This window comes from Microbacterium cucumeris, assembly GCF_058349845.2.
Genome location: NZ_JBYRIZ020000002.1, coordinates 325,629 through 346,899, shown reverse-complemented (window position 1 = coordinate 346,899; position 21,271 = coordinate 325,629). Strand labels below are relative to the sequence as shown.

At 69.8% G+C, this 21,271-nt stretch carries 20 protein-coding genes and 1 riboswitch; of the genes, 17 read left to right on the top strand and 3 right to left on the bottom strand.

Annotation, left to right across the window (positions count from 1 at the left end):
• Positions 1–49 precede the first annotated feature (49 nt).
• The 5 genes from AC3RXZ_RS08205 to AC3RXZ_RS08185 all read left to right on the top strand — a co-directional run bounded on the left by AC3RXZ_RS08205 (position 50) and on the right by AC3RXZ_RS08185 (position 3,213).
• A complete protein-coding gene (locus AC3RXZ_RS08205) occupies positions 50–1,327 on the top strand; it encodes a DUF445 domain-containing protein (protein ID WP_491493702.1) in 1,278 nt (425 codons plus the stop codon).
• Between the two features lies 1 nt (position 1,328).
• Positions 1,329–2,216 (top strand): arginase family protein, encoded by an 888-nt coding sequence (locus AC3RXZ_RS08200; RefSeq protein WP_491493701.1) that lies wholly within the window; start codon positions 1,329–1,331, stop codon positions 2,214–2,216.
• A 94-nt stretch (positions 2,217–2,310) separates the two neighbouring features.
• A complete protein-coding gene (locus tag AC3RXZ_RS08195; protein WP_491493700.1) occupies positions 2,311–2,550 on the top strand; it encodes a hypothetical protein in 240 nt (79 codons plus the stop codon).
• The gene (locus AC3RXZ_RS08190; protein WP_243230854.1) at positions 2,547–2,816 is read left to right on the top strand and encodes a metallothionein; all 270 of its coding nucleotides are present in this window, start codon (positions 2,547–2,549) and stop codon (positions 2,814–2,816) included. The genes AC3RXZ_RS08195 and AC3RXZ_RS08190 overlap by 4 nt, the downstream gene beginning before the upstream one ends.
• Positions 2,817–2,832: 16 nt before the next feature.
• Positions 2,833–3,213, top strand: a complete 381-nt coding sequence (locus AC3RXZ_RS08185) for a hypothetical protein (protein ID WP_491493699.1) — start codon at positions 2,833–2,835, stop codon at positions 3,211–3,213.
• 18 nt (positions 3,214–3,231) lie between these two features.
• Here AC3RXZ_RS08185 and AC3RXZ_RS08180 read toward each other — a convergent pair whose 3' ends face one another.
• Together AC3RXZ_RS08180 and mfd are read right to left on the bottom strand one after the other, a co-directional pair.
• Positions 3,232–3,828, bottom strand: coding sequence for a gamma carbonic anhydrase family protein (locus AC3RXZ_RS08180; RefSeq protein ID WP_491493698.1), 597 nt, complete (start codon positions 3,826–3,828; stop codon positions 3,232–3,234).
• Between the two features lie 61 nt (positions 3,829–3,889).
• Entirely contained in the window at positions 3,890–7,456 is a 3,567-nt protein-coding gene (mfd, locus tag AC3RXZ_RS08175) for a transcription-repair coupling factor (protein WP_491493697.1), read from the bottom strand.
• A 241-nt stretch (positions 7,457–7,697) separates the two neighbouring features.
• On the opposite strand from mfd, the gene AC3RXZ_RS08170 reads away from it, so the two are divergent.
• The 7 genes from AC3RXZ_RS08170 (at position 7,698) to AC3RXZ_RS08140 (ending at position 13,319) form a co-directional block, all read left to right on the top strand.
• Positions 7,698–8,264 carry a GNAT family N-acetyltransferase gene (locus AC3RXZ_RS08170; RefSeq protein WP_491493696.1) on the top strand — a complete coding sequence of 189 codons (567 nt, stop codon included), beginning with the start codon at positions 7,698–7,700 and terminating at the stop codon, positions 8,262–8,264.
• 108 nt (positions 8,265–8,372) lie between these two features.
• Positions 8,373–9,236 (top strand): Fpg/Nei family DNA glycosylase, encoded by an 864-nt coding sequence (locus AC3RXZ_RS08165; RefSeq protein ID WP_491493695.1) that lies wholly within the window; start codon positions 8,373–8,375, stop codon positions 9,234–9,236.
• Positions 9,237–9,293: 57 nt separating this feature from the next.
• Positions 9,294–9,434: riboswitch (FMN riboswitch) on the top strand.
• A 51-nt stretch (positions 9,435–9,485) separates the two neighbouring features.
• On the top strand, positions 9,486–10,526 hold the full coding sequence (gene ribD, locus AC3RXZ_RS08160; protein ID WP_491493694.1) for a bifunctional diaminohydroxyphosphoribosylaminopyrimidine deaminase/5-amino-6-(5-phosphoribosylamino)uracil reductase RibD: 1,041 nt from the start codon (positions 9,486–9,488) through the stop codon (positions 10,524–10,526).
• Positions 10,526–11,155 (top strand): riboflavin synthase, encoded by a 630-nt coding sequence (locus AC3RXZ_RS08155; protein ID WP_491493693.1) that lies wholly within the window; start codon positions 10,526–10,528, stop codon positions 11,153–11,155. The genes ribD and AC3RXZ_RS08155 overlap by 1 nt, the downstream gene beginning before the upstream one ends.
• Positions 11,152–12,429, top strand: coding sequence for a GTP cyclohydrolase II (gene ribA / locus AC3RXZ_RS08150; protein WP_243230837.1), 1,278 nt, complete (start codon positions 11,152–11,154; stop codon positions 12,427–12,429). The genes AC3RXZ_RS08155 and ribA overlap by 4 nt, the downstream gene beginning before the upstream one ends.
• Positions 12,426–12,902 (top strand): 6,7-dimethyl-8-ribityllumazine synthase, encoded by a 477-nt coding sequence (gene ribH, locus AC3RXZ_RS08145; protein ID WP_243230835.1) that lies wholly within the window; start codon positions 12,426–12,428, stop codon positions 12,900–12,902. The genes ribA and ribH overlap by 4 nt, the downstream gene beginning before the upstream one ends.
• A 63-nt stretch (positions 12,903–12,965) precedes the next feature.
• Positions 12,966–13,319, top strand: a complete 354-nt coding sequence (locus AC3RXZ_RS08140) for a Fe-S protein (RefSeq protein WP_243230830.1) — start codon at positions 12,966–12,968, stop codon at positions 13,317–13,319.
• A 265-nt stretch (positions 13,320–13,584) separates the two neighbouring features.
• Here AC3RXZ_RS08140 and AC3RXZ_RS08135 read toward each other — a convergent pair whose 3' ends face one another.
• The gene (locus AC3RXZ_RS08135; protein WP_491493816.1) at positions 13,585–14,568 is read right to left on the bottom strand and encodes a LacI family DNA-binding transcriptional regulator; all 984 of its coding nucleotides are present in this window, start codon (positions 14,566–14,568) and stop codon (positions 13,585–13,587) included.
• Between the two features lie 159 nt (positions 14,569–14,727).
• On the opposite strand from AC3RXZ_RS08135, the gene AC3RXZ_RS08130 reads away from it, so the two are divergent.
• The 5 genes from AC3RXZ_RS08130 (at position 14,728) to AC3RXZ_RS08110 (ending at position 21,271) form a co-directional block, all read left to right on the top strand.
• Positions 14,728–15,645, top strand: a complete 918-nt coding sequence (locus tag AC3RXZ_RS08130; RefSeq protein ID WP_243230829.1) for a carbohydrate ABC transporter permease — start codon at positions 14,728–14,730, stop codon at positions 15,643–15,645.
• Positions 15,646–16,536, top strand: a complete 891-nt coding sequence (locus AC3RXZ_RS08125) for a carbohydrate ABC transporter permease (RefSeq protein ID WP_243230828.1) — start codon at positions 15,646–15,648, stop codon at positions 16,534–16,536. It begins immediately after the preceding gene.
• A 36-nt stretch (positions 16,537–16,572) separates the two neighbouring features.
• Positions 16,573–17,928 carry an ABC transporter substrate-binding protein gene (locus tag AC3RXZ_RS08120; protein ID WP_491493692.1) on the top strand — a complete coding sequence of 452 codons (1,356 nt, stop codon included), beginning with the start codon at positions 16,573–16,575 and terminating at the stop codon, positions 17,926–17,928.
• A 63-nt stretch (positions 17,929–17,991) separates the two neighbouring features.
• Positions 17,992–19,725 carry a glycoside hydrolase family 35 protein gene (locus tag AC3RXZ_RS08115; protein ID WP_243230826.1) on the top strand — a complete coding sequence of 578 codons (1,734 nt, stop codon included), beginning with the start codon at positions 17,992–17,994 and terminating at the stop codon, positions 19,723–19,725.
• A gap of 91 nt (positions 19,726–19,816) precedes the next feature.
• The gene (locus tag AC3RXZ_RS08110; protein WP_491493691.1) at positions 19,817–21,271 is read left to right on the top strand and encodes an MFS transporter; all 1,455 of its coding nucleotides are present in this window, start codon (positions 19,817–19,819) and stop codon (positions 21,269–21,271) included.

The following is a 21,271-nucleotide window of genomic DNA, read 5'->3' as shown; positions in this document are numbered from 1 at the left end:
TTCGAGGGTACTCGCGTGAACCGGGGCACCGGCGTGGGAGGATGACGACATGTCGCGCACTCCCGTCGCTCTGCTCTCCCCGGCCGATCGCGACCGGCTGATCGCACTGCGCCGGATGAAGGCGGTCGCCCTCGGCGCCCTGATCGCCATGGCCGTGGCCTTCGTCCTCGCGTTCTGGCTTCAGGAGCGCTACACCTGGCTCGCGTACGTCCGTGCGGCGGCCGAGGGCGGCATGGTCGGAGCCCTCGCGGACTGGTTCGCCGTCACCGCCCTGTTCCGCCGCCCACTGGGCCTGCCGATCCCGCACACGGCGATCATCCCCACCCGCAAGGACGAGATCGGACGCACGCTCGGCGAGTTCGTGGAGACGAACTTCCTCGCCGCGGACGTCGTGAGGGAGAAGCTCTCGCGCACCCGCATCGCCGCCAGAGCGGGCGAATGGCTGCGGGTGCCGGCGCACGCCGACCGCGTCGCGGCGGAGGGCGCGACCGTCGCGTCCGCCGTGCTGGGTGCCCTGAGCGACGACGACGTGCGCGACCTCATCGGCGACCTCGCCCGGGAGCACCTCATCGAGCCGGACTGGGGGACGCCTGCCGGCGTCTGGCTGCAGCGCATCGTGGAGACCGACGCCCACCATGGCGCGGTCGATCTGGCTGTGGACAGCATCGCGACGTGGCTCGACGCCAACGCCGAGTCGTTCTCAGGACTGGTCTCGCGCCGTCTGCCGTCCTGGGTGCCGAAGCTGGCGCACCGCTTCGTCGACGACACGGTGTACCACGAGGCGGTGCGGTTCGTGGGCGCCGTACAGGCCGACCCCCGGCATCCCGCACGGATCGCGATCGACGGCTACCTCGCGCGTCTCGCCGAAGGGCTGCAGCACGACGAGGCCACCAGAGCCAAGCTGGAGAACGCCAAGACGGCCCTGTTCGACAGCCCGCGCGTCGCGGCGCTCGCGGCCGAGGCGTGGCACACCGCCAAGGCGGGACTGCTGACCTCGCTCGCCGACCCGCAGAGCGGGCTGCGCGTGCGCGCGGCCCAGGCGGTGCGGGAGATCGGCGAACGGCTGACCACGGAGGAATCCCTGCAACGCCGAGTGGACTCCTGGATCACGGATGCCGCGGTGTTCCTCGTGGACCGCTACCGCCACGACATCGCGTCCATCATCACCGACACGGTCGAGCGCTGGGATCCGGCGGAGACGACCGAGAAGATCGAGCTCATGGTCGGCCGCGACCTGCAGTACATCCGCCTGAACGGCACGGTCGTCGGAGCCCTCGCCGGCCTTCTCATCTTCACCATCGCCCACAACCTGATCCCCGGAGTCTGACATGGCGCTCTCGCACGATCCGCTCTGGCCCCGAGCCGGTTCCTGGCCTGCCCCCGACGACGCCTCGGACGCCGTGCTCCTCGGCATCCCGGCCTGGCGGACCTCGTTGTCACCCACGGGCGCGCATGCCACGCCTGCCGCGATCCGCGAGGCGCTGCGGCGCTTCAGCACGACGGTCATGGGACCTCCGCTCGTCGACCTGGCAGATGCCCTGAGGATCGCCGACGCCGGCGACGTCGCGGACGCGGACACCGACGTCGAGGGTGTCGTGGCGCGCGTGCGCGCGCTGGAGCCGGCGTTCGTCGTCGCACTCGGCGGCGACAACTCCGTCACCTACCCCGTCGCCCGCGGAGCCGGTGCGACCGGCCTGATCACCTTCGACGCGCACTTCGATCTGCGCGACGGGGTCTCGAACGGATCGCCCGTGCGCCGGCTCGTGCAGGACGCTCCGGACGGCGAGCGCATCGATCCGCGACGCATCGTGCAGATCGGCATCGCGGACTTCGCGAACTCGGCGGCCTACGCACGGCGCGCCGCGGACTGGGGCATCCGGGTGATCACGCTGGACGAGCTGCGCCGGCGGACGATCGACGACGTGGTCGCCGAAGCGCTTTCCGTCGCCGGAGCGGATGCCGCAGCGCGCATCCACCTCGACATCGACGTCGACGTGTGCGATCGATCGGTCGCTCCCGGCTGCCCGGCGAGCGTCCCCGGTGGCCTGGCCGCGTGGGAGCTGCGCGCCCTGACCAGGGCCGTGGCGTCGGATGCCAGGGTCGTGAGCGCGGACATCGCCGAGGTCGACGCGACGGCGGATGCCGAGGACGGCCGGACCGTGCGTTTGGTAGCACTGTGCGTGCTGGAACTGCTCGCGGGACTCGCCGCGCAATGAGGTGAGGGTACGCCTCCGTCCCGGAGGACGCCACCCCCTTCGACGACCGCCGTGCGCCGCGGCATCCTGGTGCCCCCGAACGAAGGAGAGCACCATGACCAGCGCACCCGAATCGGCGATGAAGGACAAGAACTACAACCTCGTCGCGGTGCTGGAGGCGTCGCTGCGCAACGCCTGGACGATGCAGACCTACGCGGATGACGCGGATCGTGCCGGCGACACGGAGCTCGCGGACTGGTTCCGCAAGATCCAGCACAACAGCCTGAAAGCCGGCGAGCAGGGCAAGAAGATGCTGCTCGAGCGCCTCGAGGAGGAGGACGAGGCCGGATCATGACCATCAGCGGCACGTCGGAGACGGGCACCCTGACGGCGACCTGCGACACCTGCGGGAACGTCTACGACAAGGTGTTCACGGTCGCGCGCGGAGATCGGGTCGGCACGTTCGACAGCTTCGAATGCGCGATCCAGGCGATGGCGCCGACCTGTGCGCACTGCGGGTGCCGCATCATCGGGCACGGGGTCGAGGCGGACGCCGAGATCTTCTGCTGCGCGCACTGCGCACGTCTCCAGGGCGAGGCGCAGCTCGTCGACCGCGTCTAGCGGTTCGGAACTGCGGATGGACGACAGGGCGCACCAGCCGGCTCACCGGGCGCGACGACGCTCGGCGACGGATCCCACGCTGGTGCGCAGCCAGCCGGCACTGCGGTCCTCGGACGGCACGATCTGGATCGTCGTGGCCGGCGGCTTCGCGCTCGCGTGCGCCGTGCCGCTCGTGCTGATCCTGGTCGACCCCGGCCCTTCGGCCGTGGTGGCGTGGACGACGGCGGTGCTGATGGTCGTGCTGTACGCCGCGCTCGTCGCGGCGCGGTTCCTCATCGCCGACCGCGTCCAACGCCTGAGGGTGCTGGCCGTCCTGATGCTCGTGATGGCCGCCGTGGCGCTGCTGGGACTCCTGGCGTGCGTGCTGATCGAGTGGTCGACGGTTCCACGCGTGTGATCGGGTTCCGCACGTGGATCAGGCGGGGGCGTCGTCCGCGTGGCGCGCCAGCGACCGCGCGTACCGCTCCGTCAGCTGCACCATGACATCCGGCGTGTCGCGGTCGACGCCGAAGACGTAACCGGGGAAGTCGAGCTCCTGCTGCGCCTCGGCGATCTCCTCGTGGCGGTCCGGCGGCAGCACGCGCAGCGGATCGCCGACCGCGACCCAGCCGATCGGAACGACGGCGTCCTCCGGGAGGGTCGTGCGCAGATGCACGACCGCGTTCACGCGCACCTCGGCGCGGTCGCCGATGTGGGCGCCGTTGAACACGCGCGTGCCAGTGGCGAGGAACACCTCATCGCCGATCGTGGCGCCGGACACCGAGGCGCCAGGACCGATCAGCACGTGATCGCCGATGTGGACAGGGTTGGCCGAGCTGGCACGGACGATCGCATTCTCCATCACGATGACGTTCTCGCCGAGCGTGATGGGCCCGCCCTCGGCGGTGATCACGGCGCCGTGCAGCACCTGGCAGTCGGGACCGATCGTCACGTCCCCCGAGATGACGGCGGTGGGCGCGATGACGGCCGTGCCGTCGATGCGGGGACGGGATCCGAGGTGCTCGTACAGCATGCCGGTCAGCGTACTCCGGCCCGAGAGCCCGCGCGCGGGGATCCGGCGATGACGCAGCCCTTCAGGATGCCGCGGCGACCGGTTCAGGGAAGATCGCGGTGAACAGCTGCGCGACCCACTCCAGCAGCGCGTCGTCCGCGGGCGGTTCCATGCCGACCCCGACCGCCGCAGGGACCAGCGGCATCGGCACGACCAGGGCCTCTCCCCCGCCGACGAGCTTCGACTTCGGATACAGCCGCTGCAGCCGGACCTTGATCGACTCCTCCAGCCGCGCCGGCGCCAGCCGCAGGTTCGAGCCCATCGCCACGACGTCCGTGAGTCCGGCCTTGGCGGCGCGGCGACGCAGGCGGGCGATCGCGAAGAGGCCCTCCACCTCTTCGGGAGGCGTGCCGTACCGGTCCACCAGCTCCTCGCGCACCAGGTCGATCGCGTCGTCCTTGGCGGTCGCCGCCGAGGCCGCCGACAGCTTCTGGTAGGCCTCGAGCCGCAGCCGCTCGCTGTCGATGTAGGTCTCGGGGATGCGGGCGTCGACCGGCAGCTCCATCCGCAGCTCGGCGCCGGTCTCGGTCTCCTCCCCGCGGAACGTCGCGACTGCCTCGCCGATCATGCGCAGATACAGGTCGAAGCCGACGCCGGCGATGTGACCGGCCTGCTCCGCCCCCAGCAGGTTGCCCGCACCGCGCAGCTCGAGGTCCTTCAGGGCGACCTGCATGCCCGAACCGAGGTCGTTGTTGATCGCGATGGTCTGCAGCCGGTCGGCGGCGGTCTCGCTGAGCTCCTTGCCGTCGTCGTAGAGGAAGTACGCGTATGCGCGCTCGCGGCCGCGGCCGACGCGACCGCGCAGCTGATGCAGCTGGCTGAGCCCGTACTTGTCGGCGCGATCGATGATGATCGTGTTGGCGTTGGAGATGTCCAGGCCCGTCTCGATGATCGTGGTCGACACCAGCACGTCGTACTTGCGCTCCCAGAAGTCGTCGACGACCTGTTCGAGCTGATGCTCGCCCATCTTGCCGTGCGCGACCGCGATGCGCGCCTCGGGCACGAGCTCTGCGATCTCGCTCGCGACGCGCTGGATCGACTGCACGCGGTTGTGGACGAAGAACACCTGACCCTCGCGGAGGATCTCACGGCGGATCGCGGCGGCGATCTGCTTGTCGCTGCGGGCGCCGACGAAGGAGAGGATCGGATGCCGGTCCTCCGGCGGTGTCGCGAGCGTCGACATCTCCCGGATACCGGTCACCGCCATCTCGAGCGTCCGCGGGATCGGGGTGGCGCTCATGGCGAGGATGTCGACGTTCGTCTTCATCTTCTTCAGCGCGTCCTTGTGCTCGACGCCGAAGCGCTGCTCCTCGTCGATGATCATGAGGCCCAGGTCCTTGAACATCACCTGGTCGGTCAGGATGCGATGCGTCCCGATGACCATGTCGACGGATCCGTCCAGAAGTCCCTGCAGCGTGAGTCGAGCCTCCTTGTCGGTCTGGAAGCGCGAGAGCGGGCGCACCTTCACCGGGAATCCGGCGAAGCGCTCTGTGAAGGTCTCGAGGTGCTGCTTCACGAGCAGGGTCGTGGGGACGAGCATCGCGACCTGCTTGCCGTCCTGGATCGCCTTGAACGCGGCGCGGACCGCGACCTCCGTCTTGCCGAAGCCGACGTCGCCCGACAGCAGCCGGTCCATCGGGATCGGCCGCTCCATGTCGGCCTTGATCTCGTCGATCGTCTGGAGCTGATCCTGCGTCTCGGCGAACGGGAACGCCTCCTCGAGCTCGCGCTGCCAGGGCGTGTCCGGACCGAACGCGTGTCCCTTGGCCGACATCCGCGCCGAGTACAGCTTCACCAGCTCGACGGCGATGTCGCGCACCGCCTTGCGCGCCCTGCCCTTCGCGGCCGACCAGTCGCTGCCGCCCATCTTCGACAGCACCGGCGCCTCTCCGCCGACGTACTTCGACAGCAGGTCGAGCTGATCCGTCGGGACGTACAGCTTGTCGCCCGGGTAGCCGCGCTTGGACGGCGCGTACTCGAGCACGAGGTAATCGCGGGTCGTCTTCGCCGCGTTGCGCCCTCCCGTGGACACCTCGCGCTGGGTCATCTCGACGAAGCGCGCGATGCCGTGGGTGGAGTGCACGACGTAGTCGCCCTGCTTGAGCTGAAGCGGGTCGACGACGTTCTTGCGACGCGACGCGAGCTTCTTGACCACGCGCTGGTCGCCGCCGATCGTGCGGCCGTAGAACTCGTTGTCCGTGAGGACGGCGAGCCGCGCCTCCGGCACCTGGAATCCGCTCTCCACCGACCCGGTCACGAGCGTCACGACGCCCGGAGCGGGCTCGTCGACGACATCCTCGAGGATGCGCGCGGCGACGCCGCGGTCGCCGAGCACGTCGAGGGCGCGCTCCACCAGCCCCTGTCCCGAGGCGATGACGACGACGCGCCAGCCGTCGGTCACGCGCGCCTCGACGAACGCGATCGCTCCGTCGACGTTGCCGTGGAAGGACGGGATGATCGACGCGTCGATGTTCTCGGCATCCGTGTCGTCCGTCGCGAACGGGCTGAGCCGCCAGAAGACGCCGTCCCGCTCGGAGACGATCTCGCGCAGCTGCGCGACGGTGAGGAAGTCCCCCGCCCCGAGGTCGATCGGGGCCGACGCGCCGGAGGTCGCCGCGCTCCATGCGGCGTCGAGGAACTCGCGGTTGGTCTCCCCGAGGTTCTGCGCGCGCGCCGTGGAGCGCTCGGGGTCGACCAGCGCGATCGCGGATCCCTTCGGGAGGTACTCGGCGAGCGACTGGAGGGGGCCGGCGACGGCGGGGAGCAGCGACTCCATGCCCTCGACCGGGATGCCCTCGGCCATCTTCTCCAGCATCCCGGCGATCGCGGGGAACGCGCCGACAAGCGCCCTGGCGCGCTCGCGCACATCGGCGGTCAGCAGCAGCTCGCGGCTGGCGGGCAGGTCGACGCGCTCGACGTCGCCGGGCAGCGAGCGCTGGTCGGCGACCGAGAAGGCGCGGATCTGGTCGACCTCGTCCCCGAAGAACTCCACGCGGTACGGATGCTCGCTGACGGCGGGGAAGACGTCCAGGATGCCGCCGCGGACCGCGAACTCCCCGCGTCGCGACACCATGTCCACGCGCGTGTACGCCCGCTCGACGAGCTGCGCCACGGCCTGCTCGAGTTCGATGCCGCGCGCGCCCGTGACGAGTTCGAGCGGCGCCGCGTCGCCGAGGTTGCCGGCGATCGGCTGCAGTGCGGCGCGCACCGAGGCCACGACGACGAGCGGCCTCTCGCCGCTCCAGGTGGTGATGCGCCGCAATGTGTCCAGGCGTCGGCCGACGGTGTCCGGGCTCGGGCTCAGCCGCTCGTGCGGCAGCGTCTCCCAGGCGGGGAAGTCGAGGATCTCGGCATCCGGGAGATACGAGGTCAGCGCCTGTGCCAGCGACTCCGCTCGGCGGCCGGTCGGTGAGATGACGAGCAGCGCCGCCGGATGCCCGGCACGCGCACGCCGGTCCAGCAGCCCGGCCAGCGCCGGGGCGTCGAGTCCGTCGACAAGACCCAGATCGGCGTCGGTCTGCGCCCAGGTGAGGGCATCGCGGTACAGAGACGCCTCTTCCAAGGCGCGCAGAATCCCCGGAACAGTCACCGGACAAGCCTACGCCGCCCCTCTGACACTGGACTGTCGTCAGGTCCCCGGTCCCCGGAGACCCGTCCCCGGAGACCTCTCCTCATTGTCGAGACCTCTCGTTGATCACGTGAGTAGAGCGGGGTTTCGAAAACAAGACGGGGTCTGGCGCCAACAAGACGGGGTCTCGTGACGACACGACGGGGTCTGGGGCCGGGTCCGGTACAGGATCCGCGATCCGCTGTCCGCATAGGATGCCGGGATGGAACCCGCGATCCTCACCACCGACCGCCTCGAGCTGCGTGCTCCGACGGCATCCGACATCGATGCGATCACCCAGGCGTGCCAGGATCCGGAGATCCCCCGATGGACCACCGTTCCCAGCCCCTACACCCGCGAGCACGCCGAGGACTTCATCGGCATCGTCGCGAAGGGCTGGGCCGAGGAGGGCGAGTTCGTCTGGAGCATCCGCGCCGACGATGTGCTGGTCGGGATGATCGGCCTGCACAACGTGAACGCCCACCCGGCGGGAACGGACGCCGAGATCGGGTTCTGGATGGTCGCCGGTTCCCGCGGGCACGGATACCTCTCCGAAGCTGCCAGAGCGGTCGTCGACTGGGCGTTCGCCGATCGCGGGATGGTGCGCCTGGGCTGGCGCGCTGTGGCCGGCAACGTGCCGTCGGCACGGACGGCACGGTCGCTCGGATTCCACTACGAGGGATTCCAGCGGCTCGCACTGACCAGTCCCCGCGGTCGCGACGACGGCTGGTTCGCCGGATTGCTGGCGACGGACGACCGGACGCCGGTGGCCTGGCCCGTGCTGGACTGATCCGTCCGCCGGTGTCGGCGCGGCGATCCCGCCCTGCACGCCGCCCCGTGCAGCGCGAAGACGCCCCGGAGGGGTGACGATGTCGGATGCCGGTGACAGGATGGCCTCATGCCCGAGATGCCGGAGGTCCAGGGTCTCGTCGACTTCCTCGGCGAGCGCGCCGTCGGCCATGCGATCGTGCGCACCAGCGTCGGCGCGATCGCGGCGCTGAAGACGTTCGATCCGCCGAACACCGCCCTGCACGGCGCGACGATCACCGGCACGGCGAGGCACGGGAAGTTCGTCGATCTCACCTGCGGCGACGATCTGCATCTCGTCTTCCACCTCGCGAAGGCGGGCTGGCTGCGCTGGTACGACGAGCTGCCGACGACGCTCATCAAACCCGGGAAGTCGCCGATCGCCCTGCGCGTCGCCCTCGACGACGGCAGCGGATTCGATCTCACCGAGGCGGGGACGAAGAAGTCGCTCGCCGTGTACGTCGTCCGCGATCCCCAGCAGGTCCCCGGGATCGCGAGGCTCGGACCGGATCCGCTCGAGGAGGCCTTCACGCGAGACGTCCTCGCCGGCCTGCTCGCAGGCAGGCGGACGCAGATCAAGGGGCTCCTGCGCGATCAGGGGGTGATCGCGGGCATCGGCAACGCGTACTCGGACGAGATCCTGCACGCCGCGCGGATGTCTCCCTATGCGATCGCCGGCACGCTCGAGGACGCCGAGATCGACCGGCTGTTCGCGGCGATGCAGGACACGCTGCGGGATGCCGTGGCCGACGCCTCCGGCAAGCCTCCCGCCGATCTCAAGGACGCCAAACGCGCCGGATTCCGGGTGCACGCACGGCGCGATGAGGCGTGCCCCGTGTGCGGGGACACCGTCCGCAGCGTCTTCTTCGCCGATCGATCGCTGGAGTACTGCCCGACCTGCCAGACCGGCGGCAAGGTGCTCGCCGACCGCCGCCTCTCACGGTTGCTGAAGTGACGGCCGCCCGACACGGAATGAAATCCCTTCAGATGCGTTGAGTACACTCAGAGCATCAACGTGCTCCGGGGTCGGTGAGAATCCGAACCGGCGGTGACAGTCCGCGAACGTCCTTCAGAGGACGCCGATCCGGTGGAACTCCGGAACCGACGGTGATGCGAGGGAGACCTCGCTAGTCCGGATGGGAGGCAGCACGATGCGCGCACGCGCGCATTCCGCCACCCCTGGAGCCTTCACGAAGGACGACGGATGGCAGTGACCGAGGCCGAGAGCCGGGCGATGACTCGCGCCCTCGAGCTCGCCCTCCGTGGCCCGCGCGGGCAGAACCCGCAGGTCGGGGCCGTCGTGCTCTCATCCGAGGGCGAGGTCCTCGCCGAGGGCTGGCACCGGGGCGCGGGCACTGCGCACGCCGAGGTCGACGCGCTCTCGAAGCTTCCGGCCGGCTCCGCCCGCGGGGCGACGGCGGTCGTCACCCTCGAGCCCTGCAACCACACCGGCCGCACGGGTCCGTGCGCGCTCGCTCTCATCGAGGCCGGCGTGAGCCGTGTCGTCTACGCGCTGGAGGACCCCGGCGCGGTCTCCGGCGGCGGCGCCGAGCGGCTGCGCGCCGCCGGCGTCAGCGTCGAAGCCGGCGAGCAGGCCGCCGCGGCGCGCGCGCTCATCGGCGACTGGCTGATCGCCCAGCGTCTCGGCCGCCCGCACGTCACGGTCAAATGGGCGCAGAGCCTGGACGGGCGAGCGGCGGCCGATGACGGCACCAGTCAGTGGATCACCGGCCCGGACGCCCGGGCGGACGTGCACCGTCGGCGCGCACAGGCCGACGCGATCGTGGTGGGCACCGGCACGCTGCTGGCGGACGACCCCGCCCTCACGGCCCGGGCGGACGGCGCGCTGCTCCCCCACCAGCCGGTTCCCGTCGTGATCGGTTCACGGCCCGTTCCCGCGGATGCCGCGGTGCACCGCCACCCGCATGACCTGCTGCGCTTCGAGACCCGCGACCTGCACTCCGTTCTCGCCGATCTGCACGCCCGAGGACTGCAGCGGGTCTTCGTCGAGGGTGGGCCGACGCTCGCGAGCGGCTTCGTCGCCGCGGGTCTCGCCGACGAGATCCTCGCCTATGTGGCCCCTGTGCTGCTGGGCGGCGGCCGGCTCGCTCTGACCGACATCGGCGTGGACTCGATCACGCAGGCCCGCAGGCTCCGGGTGTCCGAGTGGGTGCCGCTGGGCGCGGACCTGCTCGTCATCGCGCACCCGCTCGACACGGACATCGCCCAGGAAGAAGGAATCTGATGTTCACCGGAATCATCACCGAGATCGGCGAGATCACCGTGATCGCGCCCTCCGGAGACGGCTGGCGGCTCACGGTGCGCGCGCCGGGTGCCGCCGCCGACGCCGTGCACGGAGAGTCCATCGCCGTCTCCGGCGTGTGCCTGACCGTGGTCGACTCGACCCCGGACACCTTCGACGCCGACGTCATGAAGCAGACCCTCGACGTGTCGGCACTGGCCGCGGCATCCGTCGGAACCCGGGTCAACATCGAGAAGGCGATGCCGGTCGGCGCGCGCCTGGGCGGTCACATCGTGCAGGGGCACGTGGACGGGATCGGCCGGATCGCCGAGGTGCGCCCCGGCGACCAGTGGAGCGTGCTGCGGATCTCGCTGCCCGCGGATCTCGCGCCCCTCGTGGTCGACAAGGGCTCGATCTCGATCGACGGCACCTCGCTGACCGTGAGCGCCGTGAGCGAGCCCGGAGCCGAAGCCGCCTGGCTCGAGGTCTCCCTCATTCCCGAGACGCTCACGGCGACCACTCTCGGTCACCGCGTCGTCGGCGACGTCGTCAATCTCGAAACGGACATCCTCGCCCGCCACGTCGAGCGCCTGCTCGCGTTCCGGGCTGACCCGGAAGGAGGCTCGCGATGAGCCTTGCCACCATCCCCGCGGCCCTCGACGCCCTGCGCGCCGGCCGCCCCGTCATCGTCGCGGACGATGAGAACCGCGAGAACGAGGGCGACGTCATCCTCTCCGCCGAGCTCGCCACTCCCGAGTGGGTGGCCTGGACGGTGCGCTGGTCCTCCGGGTTCATCTGCGCTCCGATGCCCGCCGACCTCGCCGACCAGTTGAACCTCCCCCCGATGGTGGAGTCCAACGAGGACGCGCGCTCGACCGCGTACACGGTCAGCGTGGATGCCGCAGAGGGCGTCACCACGGGCATCAGCGCCCACGATCGCGCTCACACGCTGAACGTCCTGGCGGACCCCTCGTCGACGTCCACGAGCATCATCCGTCCCGGTCACATCCTGCCCCTGCGCGCCGTCGACGGCGGTGTGCGCGAGCGCAGCGGACACACCGAGGCGGCCGTCGAGCTCATGAAGCTCGCGGGCCTGCGTCCGGTCGGCGCGATCGCCGAGGTCGTCGCCGAGGACGGCAGCATGATGCGTCTTCCGGGACTCATCGAGCTCGGCGCACGCGACGACGTTCCGGTCATCACGATCGAGCAGCTCGTGGCCTACCTGGACGAGGTGGATCCGCGGGATCCTGCGGCCCCGGCATCCGGAACCGGCAGGCGGCGGGTGAGCCTGCGGGCGGACGCCACCGTCCCGACAGAGCACGGCACGTTCCGCTTCCTGGCGTACAAGGACCGGATCACCGGCACCGACCACATCGCGGTCGTCAAGGGCGAGCCCGGCGACACCGCCCTCGTGCGCGTGCACTCCGAGTGCCTGACCGGCGAGGCTTTCGGCTCGTTGAAGTGCGAGTGCGGGCCCCAGCTGGATGCCGCGCTGGAGGCGATCGAGCAGGACGGCGGAGTCGTCATCTACATGCGCGGCCATGAGGGGCGCGGCATCGGCCTGATCAACAAGCTGCGGGCCTACAGCCTGCAGGAGGAGGGCCTCGACACGGTCGACGCCAACCTCGCGCTCGGGCTTCCCGCCGACGCCCGCGAGTACGCGGCCGCCGCCGGCATCCTCAGCGACCTCGGAATCTCGAAGGTGCGTCTGCTGACCAACAACACCGACAAGGTCAACCAGCTGCGCGAACTCGGTCTGGACGTCGTCGAGCAGGTGCCGCTGATCGTCGGCGTCGGCCCGAACAACCACCAGTACCTCGAGACCAAGCGCGACCGCATGGGACACATCATCGGAGAGGCGGAGCTCGCCGAGGCTCTCGCGAACGGAAAGGACCACCACGCATGAGCGGCGCAGGAGCTCCCACCCCCCAGGCCCCGATCGACGCGACGGGGCTGAACGTCGTCATCATCGCGGGCACTTGGCACGACACCATCACGGACGGCCTGATCGCGGGTGCCGAGCGCACGCTCAACGCCGCGCACGCCACGCATCGGCTGGTCCGGGTTCCCGGCTCCTTCGAACTGGCGCTCGCGGCACAGGCGGCGTTCGCCGGTGGAGCTGACGCGGTGGTCGCCCTCGGCGTCATCATCCGCGGCGGCACACCGCACTTCGAGTACGTCTCGGCGGCGACCACCGACGGGCTGACCCGGGTGTCGCTGGACGCCGGCAAGCCCGTCGGGTTCGGGGTGCTCACTCTCGACGACGAGCAGCAGGGTCTGGAGCGGGCCGGTCTTCCGGGCTCGAAGGAGGACAAGGGTGCCGAGGCCGCGGATGCCGCGATCCGCACGGCGGTCCTGGTGAAGCAGCTGCGCGCCTGACGCCCGGTCAGGTCAGGTAGACCTACCTGGCGCGAGGACGCCAGGAGGCATACGGTGAGCGTCATGGAGACCCTGCGCCTGATCGTCGTGTTCGTCCACCTCATCGGCTTCGCCGTGCTCTTCGGAGCCTGGGCCGCCCAGGCCTTCGGCGGCAAGCGTCAGTTCACGCGCCTCATGGACTGGGGCCTCGCGATCGCCGGTATCGCCGGACTCGCGCTGGCCGCGCCGTGGGGCATCTCGTACGACCTCAACTACGTCAAGATCGGCGTGAAGCTCGTCGTGCTGCTCGCGATCGGCGCCATGCTCGGCATCGGTTCCGCGCGTCAGAAGCGCGGAGAGGCCGTCCCGCCCGCGGTGTTCTGGCTCGTCGGCGTGCTGACCCTCGCGAACGCCGGCATGGGTCTGCTCTGGCGCTGACCCCGCCCGCGGGAACCGCAACCATCCCCGCTCGTTGAGCGAGCCCGCGCGCAGCGCGCGCGAGTCGAAACGGGCCAGGCGGCCGGGCACCGCGTTTCGACTCGCTCCGCTCGCTCAACGAACGAGGAGGGGACGGCCCGATCAACCATCCCCGCTCGTTGAGCGAGCCCGCGCGCAGCGCGCGCGAGTCGAAACGGGCCAGGCGGCCGGGCACCGCGTTTCGACTCGCTGCGCTCGCTCAACGAACGAGGTGGCGCGGGCTCGCTCAACGGCGCGGCGGAGCCGTGCTCTCGCGGATCACGAGCTCGGTGCCGATCAGCGGCACGGGCGCGGGGGCGTCGCCGCCCAGCTCGGCGAGCAGCAGGTCGACGGCGGCCGCGCCCACCCGCTCGGGATGCTGCTGGACGGTCGTCAGCGGTGGCCACAGCTGCGCGGCATCCGGCAGCCCGTCGAAGCCGACGATGCTCACGTCCCCGGGGACATCCCTGCCGATCTCGCGGAACGCCCGCAGCACGCCGATCGCCATCTGGTCGTTCGCCGCGAACACCGCCGTCACCTCTGGTTCGTCGCGCAGCCGCACACCGGCGCGATACCCCGATTCGGCGGACCAGTCCCCCACGAGCGCCTCGGGCACGAGGCATCCGCGGTCCTGGAGCGTGTCGTGCCAGGACTGTCGCCGTCGCTCGGCCGAGTAGGACCGAGCGGGACCGGCGACGTGCCAGACGGTCTCGTGCCCGAGATCGAGCAGATGCTCGGCCGCGAGGCGAGCGCCCTGCGCCTGGTCGGTGTCGACGAACGGACGAGAACCCGCTCGACTCGAGTCGACGAAGACGACCGGGACGCCGGACGGGATCTCGACGTCGGACTCATCGAGCTGGTGCGCCTCGATGACGATCACGATGCCGTCGACGGCATGCTCCTCGAGCCGGCGGAAGGCGCCGGCCACAGTCTCGGAGGCGTTGGACTCCACCGGGATCAGCGTCAGGGCGTATCCGGCCTGCGCCGCCCGCACCGCGATCGCGTCGAGCGTGCGCTGATTGCCGTAGGAGCTGAACGAGAACATCACGACGCCGATCGCGCGGAACCGCCCAGAGCGCAGGGCGCGCGCCGCGCTGTTGGGCCGATAGCCCAACCGCTGCATGGCCGCCTCCACGCGAGTTCGTGTGGCCGCGCCGACGTACCCTCGGGCGTTCACGACCCGCGACACCGTCTGCCCTGAGACGCCCGCTTCGCGCGCGACGTCCTCCATCGACGGTTCACGACGGCGCTGCGGCGACTCTGCCGATGGCTCCTGGGACACGATCACCCATCCGTTCATGTGTTGACGTTGACACACTAGCATCGGATCGCATATGTTGACGTTGACATACCGGCGCACCTCGCGCCGCCGACTGAAGAAGGTTCGTCGATGACGACACAGCTCGCCGCAGCGCCAGCGGCCACCGGCGCTCCCCGCCGCGAACGACGCGACTGGAAGGGATGGGCCTTCGTGGGCCCGTTCATGGTCGTGTTCGCCCTGGTGTTCCTCACGCCCCTGCTCTATTCGCTGTACCTGAGCTTCTTCCAGGACAAGCTCGTCGGAGGGACCGCCTTCGTCGGCTTCGACAACTACGTGCGCGCCCTGACCGACCCGCAGTTCTGGGAGGCCTTCGGACGCGTGGCGATCTTCCTGGTGATCCAGGTGCCGATCATGCTCGCCCTCGCCCTCGCCGCCGCCCTCGCCCTGGACAGCGCGCGCCTGCGCGGAGCCTCGTTCTTCCGCATCCTGATCTTCCTGCCCTACGCGGTCCCCGCGGTCGTGGCGGTGCTCATGTGGGGCTACATCTACGGCGACCAGTTCGGGCTCACCGCGAACATCAACGACTTCCTCGGCATCGACGCGATCACGCCGTTCGCGAAGGAGTGGATGCTCGTCTCGATCGGCAACATCGTGACGTGGGAGTTCGTCGGCTACAACATGCTGATCTTCTACTCCTCGCTCAAGACCATCCCGACCGAGATGTACGAGGCCGCGTCGCTGGATGGCGCCGGCGCGTGGCGGACGATCTTCTCGATCAAGATCCCCTCGGTGCGCGGAGCCCTCGTGATCGCGACGATCTTCTCGATCATCGGCAGCTTCCAGCTGTTCAACGAGCCGAACATCCTGCGCCCGCTGGCTCCCAACGTCATCACGACGTACTACACGCCGAACATGTACGCCTACAACCTGTCGTTCGCCGGGCAGCAGTTCAACTACTCGGCCACCATCGCGATCATCATGGGCGTCATCACGGCCGTGATCGCCTACGTCGTGCAGCTGCGCGGCTCGAACCCGGAGGTGCGCTAGATGGCACTCCCCCTCGCCCGCGACGCCCGCCGGTCGAAGGACCCGCTGAACCCGCGGAAGTCCAAGACCCTGCTGATCGTCATGATCGTGTACGCCCTCTACACGCTCATCCCGCTGGTGTGGCTGCTGTTCGCCTCGACCAAGACCCAGTCCGGCCTGTTCAGCTCGTTCGGCCTGTGGTTCGCGGACGACTTCGCGTTCGTGGACAACCTGGTGGAGACGTTCACCTACCGCGACGGCATCTTCCTGCGCTGGCTGGGCAACACGCTGCTGTACGTCGTCATCGGCGCCGGCGGCGCGACGCTGCTGGCCACGATGGCCGGGTACGGCCTGGCGAAGTACCGCTTCCCCGGCCGCCGCGCGGTGTTCGCGGTCGTCCTCGGCGCGGTCGCGGTACCCGGGACGGCTCTGGCGGTCCCCACCTTCCTGCTCTTCAGCGAGCTCGGCCTCACCAACACCCCGTGGGCCGTGATCATCCCGTCGCTGATCAGTCCCTTCGGGTTGTACCTGATCTGGGTGTTCGCCTCGGAGTCGGTGCCGACCGAGCTGCTGGAGGCCGCCCGCATCGACGGCGCCGGCGAGTTCCGGACGTTCTTCACGATCTCGATCCGCCTGCTCGCTCCCGGCATCGTGACGGTGGCGCTGTTCACCGTCGTCGCGACGTGGAACAACTATTTCCTGCCCCTGATCATGCTCTCCGACCCGGCCTGGTATCCGCTCACGGTCGGGCTGAACCAGTGGAGCGCTCAGGCGATCGGCGCGGGATCGCAGCCGATCTACAACCTCGTGATCATGGGCTCTCTGATCACGATCATCCCGATCGTGATCGCCTTCCTCCTGCTGCAGCGCTTCTGGCAGTCCGGCCTGACGGCCGGAAGCGTCAAGCAGTAACCTCCCACCCCTGCACCACCCTGAAAGGAAACAGCGATGAAGCACCTTCCCTCCCCCGCCGCACGGCGGACCCTCCTGGCCATCGGCGCCGGAACCGTCGCCGCCCTCGCGCTGGCCGGCTGCAGCGCCGGCGGCGATGACAGCGCAGGCGGCACCGGCGACGGCTCGTTCGCGTCGGTCGAAGCCGCCCTGGAAGCCGGCGGCGAGATCACGTACTGGTCGTGGACGCCCTCCGCCGAGGCGCAGGTCGCCGCGTTCGAGAAGGAGTACCCGAACGTCACGGTGAACCTCGTCAACGCGGGCACCAACAACGACGAGTACACCAAGCTCCAGAACGCGATCAAGGCCGGCTCCGGAGCGCCCGACGTCGTGCAGATCGAGTACTACGCCTTCCCGCAGTTCGCGCTCACGGACGCGTTCGTCGACCTGTCCGCGTACGGGTTCGGCGAGTTCGAGGACGACTACACGGCATCCACCTGGAACTCCGTCACCGACGGCGACGCGATCTACGGTCTGCCGCAGGACTCGGGCCCCATGGCGCTGTTCTACAACAAGGCCGTGTTCGACGAGCTGGGCCTGGCGGTTCCGACCACGTGGGACGAGTACTACGAGGCCGCGAAGGCCATCCACGCCGCCGACCCGAACGCGTACATCACGAACGACATCGGCGACGCCGGCTTCGCGACGAGCATGATCTGGCAGGCCGGCGGGCAGCCGTTCCAGACCAGCGGCACCGACGTGACCATCGACCTGCAGGACGAGGGCTCGGTCCGCTGGACCGAGAACTGGAACCGCCTCGTCGAGGAGGGCCTTGTCGCCCCGACCTCGAGCTGGAGCGACGAGTGGTTCCGCGGTCTGGGCGACGGCAGCATCGCGACGCTCGTGATCGGCGCCTGGATGCCCGGCAACCTCATCTCCGGCGCGCCCGACGGTGCCGGCGACTGGCGCGTCGCCCCGATGCCGACCTATGACGGCGAGCCGGCGAGCGCCGAGAACGGCGGCGGCGGTCAGGCCGTGACGAAGCAGAGCGAGAACCCCGAGCTGGCGGCCGGCTTCCTGTGGTGGCTGAACAACAGCGAGGAGAGCGTCGACATCTTCCTGGAGTCCGGCGGCTTCCCGTCCACCACCGCGAACCTGAGCGACGAGGAGTTCCTCGCCGACGCGCCGGAGTACTTCGGCGGCCAGAAGATCAACGAGGTGCTCGCCGCCGCGGCCGATGACGTCGTCGAGGGCTGGAGCTACCTGCCCTACCAGGTGTACGCCAACAGCATCTTCGGCGACACCGTCGGACAGGCCTACCAGAACGGCACCGACCTGAACGACGGCCTGACCGCGTGGCAGGAGGCCCTCGTCCAGTACGGCAACGAGCAGGGCTTCGCCGTCAACAAGTAAGCACCATCGGGCCGGGGTGCGCGCGCAGCGCACCCCGGCCCCCTTCTTCCGAAAGCACGATCCGTGAGCACCTTCTCCATCGGCGACACCGACTTCCTCCGCGACGGCCGCCCCCACCGCATCCTGGCCGGCGCCCTGCACTACTTCCGCGTGCACCCGGACCAGTGGCAGGACCGCATCCGCAAGGCGCGCCTGATGGGGCTCAACACGATCGAGACCTACGTCGCCTGGAACGCCCACGAACCGCGGCGCGGCGAATGGGACGCGACGGGCTGGAACGACCTCGGACGCTTCCTCGATCTCGTCGCCGCCGAGGGCATGGACGCCATCGTGCGTCCCGGACCCTACATCTGCGCCGAATGGCACAATGGGGGACTTCCCACCTGGCTCGACGCCGACGAGCGGACGCTGCGCTCCTCCGACCCCGCCTACCTCGCGGACGTCACGGGTTTCCTCGAGCGCGTGTACGAGATCGTCGCCCCTCGTCAGATCCACCGCGGCGGCCCGGTCGTACTCGTGCAGATCGAGAACGAGTACGGCGCGTACGGATCCGACAAGGCCTACCTCGCCGAACTCGTCCGGGTCACGCGCGCGGCCGGCATCGAGGTGCCCCTGACCACGGTCGATCAGCCCACCGATCGCATGCTCGCGGACGGGAGCCTGCCCGAGCTGCACCGCACGGGCTCGTTCGGCTCCCGCGTGCCCGAACGGCTCGCCACGCTGCGTGCGCACCAGCCGACCGGTCCCCTGATGTGCTCCGAGTTCTGGGACGGCTGGTTCGACTGGTGGGGCGGCGTGCACCACACCACCGACGTCTCCGCAGCCGCTTCGGACCTCGACGCGCTGCTCGCCGCCGGGGCCTCGGTCAACATCTACATGTTCCACGGCGGCACGAACTTCGGCCTCACCAACGGCGCCAATCACAAGGGCCGCTACCTGCCCCTGGTCACCTCGTACGACTACGACGCCCCGCTCGACGAAGCCGGCAATCCCACGGCGAAGTACTTCGCCCTGCGCGACGTGATCGCGAGATACGCACCCGTTCCGGACGAGGTCCCGGATGCCGCGGCATCCGTCCCCGTCTTCACCGCCGAACTGCACCCGGCGGGCACGTGGACGGATGCCGAGGCCACCGCCCCGGCGACGGAGGAACCCGCGACCTTCGACGACCTCAGGCACCTGAGCGCCCTGGTGCGCTACGACGCGGAGCTGCCGCAGGGGTTCCGCGGCGGTCTGCTGCGCTTCGACGAGGAGATCCGCGACCTCGCCTGGGTCAGCGTCGACGGCCGGCGCGTCGGAACGCTCGCGCGCACGCGCCACGACCGCGCGATCGCACTGCCGCCGGGACGGCGGCTCAGCATCCTCGTCGAGGATCAGGGACGCGTGAACTACGACCACCGCCTCGGCGAGCCCAAGGGGATGATCGGCGCTCCGCTGCTCGACGGCCACCCGCTGCACGGCTGGCGCTCGACGCCCCTGGACGTCGCGGAGATCGCCGCTCGCGTCGAGGGCGAACAGCCCGCGGGGAGCGGAGCGATGGCTTACACCGCCGACTTCGCCCTGGACGGGGCCTCCGACCTGTTCCTGGACACCGCGTCCTGGAGCAAGGGCTACGCGTTCGTGAACGGGTTCTTCCTGGGGCGCTACTGGCGCAACGGTCCTCAGCGCACCCTGTACGTCCCCGCTCCGGCCACGCGCGCCGGGACCAACCGACTGGTCGTGCTGGAGCTGGAGCACCTTCTCGAGCCCGTGGCCTCCTTCGTGGACACCCTGGCCCTCGGCGACCTGGAGGAGTGACCCGCCGCGCGCTGATCCCGCACCGAGCGCACCCGCGGGCGTATGATCCGGTGTGCTCTTTCCCCACACGAGCACCACGGAGGGATCCCTGATGAGTTCTGCCACGAAGCCGGCGAACCCCCGCTCGCGCGTCATCACCGCGAGCCTGGTCGGCACCACGATCGAGTTCTACGACTTCTACGCCTATGCCACGGCGGCCGTGCTCGTGTTCCCTGTGCTTTTCTTCCCGAGCGACAACGACACCGCGTCCCTGCTCGCGTCGTTCGCCGTGTTCGGCGCCGCCATGGTCGCCCGGCCGATCGGCGCCGTCGTGTTCGGCCACTTCGGCGACCGGTTCGGCCGCAAGGCGACCCTGGTGGCGTCCCTGCTCACGATGGGCATCGCGACCTTCGCGATCGGCCTGCTGCCCACCTTCCAGGTGATCAACTGGGTCGCCCCGCTGCTGCTGCTCATCCTGCGCCTGGCCCAGGGCTTCGCGCTCGGCGGCGAATGGTCCGGCGCCGCACTGGTCGCGACCGAGAACGCCCCGGCCGGCAAGCGGGCCTGGTACGGCTCCTTCCCGCAGCTGGGCGCCCCGCTCGGCTTCATCATCGCGAACGTGCTGTTCCTCGCGATCAACTGGCTCCTGCCGCACCCCGAGGACCCCGCACTGAAGTCCGAGGCGTTCCTCGCCTGGGGCTGGCGCATCCCGTTCCTGTTCTCGGCCGTCATGGTGATCATCGGTCTGTGGGTGCGCCTGCGGCTGGTCGAATCGGACACCTTCAAGAGAGCCGAGCAGAAGGGCACGATCCGCAAGCTTCCGCTCGCGACCGTGTTCCGTCACCACTGGAAGCAGCTGATCCTGGGCACGTTCATCATGCTCGCGACCTACGTGCTGTTCTACCTGATGACGAACTTCACGCTCACCTACGGCACCAAGGCCGCGGATCTCGAGACCGCGTCCGCCGCGGCGCAGTCCGCCGCCGAGGCGACCGGAAAGGCCTTCGATCCCGCCGCCTTCGCGGCCCAGTTCTATCCGGGTCTCGGCTTCGGCTACACCGACTTCGTGCTCATGCAGATCATCGGCGTCGTGTTCTTCGGGATCTTCACGCTGCTGTCCGGGCCGATCGCCGACGCGGTCGGGCGTCGCAAGCTCCTGCTGTGGGTCACCGGCGCGATCATCGTGTTCGGCCTGCTGTTCAACACGTTCCTTCTCCCGCAGGCCGATCCGAAGTTCACCGGGGCCCTCACGCAGGCGTTCCTGGTCTTCGGGTTCATGCTCATGGGCATCACGTTCGGTCCGATGGGGGCGCTCCTGCCGGAGCTGTTCCCGACGAACGTCCGCTACTCGGGCTCGGCGATCGCGTACAACGTGTCGTCCATCCTCGGGGCCGCGGTCGCGCCGTTCATCGCGGTCGCCTTGTGGGCCGCCGTGGGCGGCGAGCCGTGGCTCGTCGGCGTCTACCTCTCGGCGATGGGGGTGCTGACCTTCGTCGCGCTGATCTTCACACCGGAGACGAAGGATCACGACTACGAGGCCGATCTCGGCGTGGGAGCGACGCTGTAG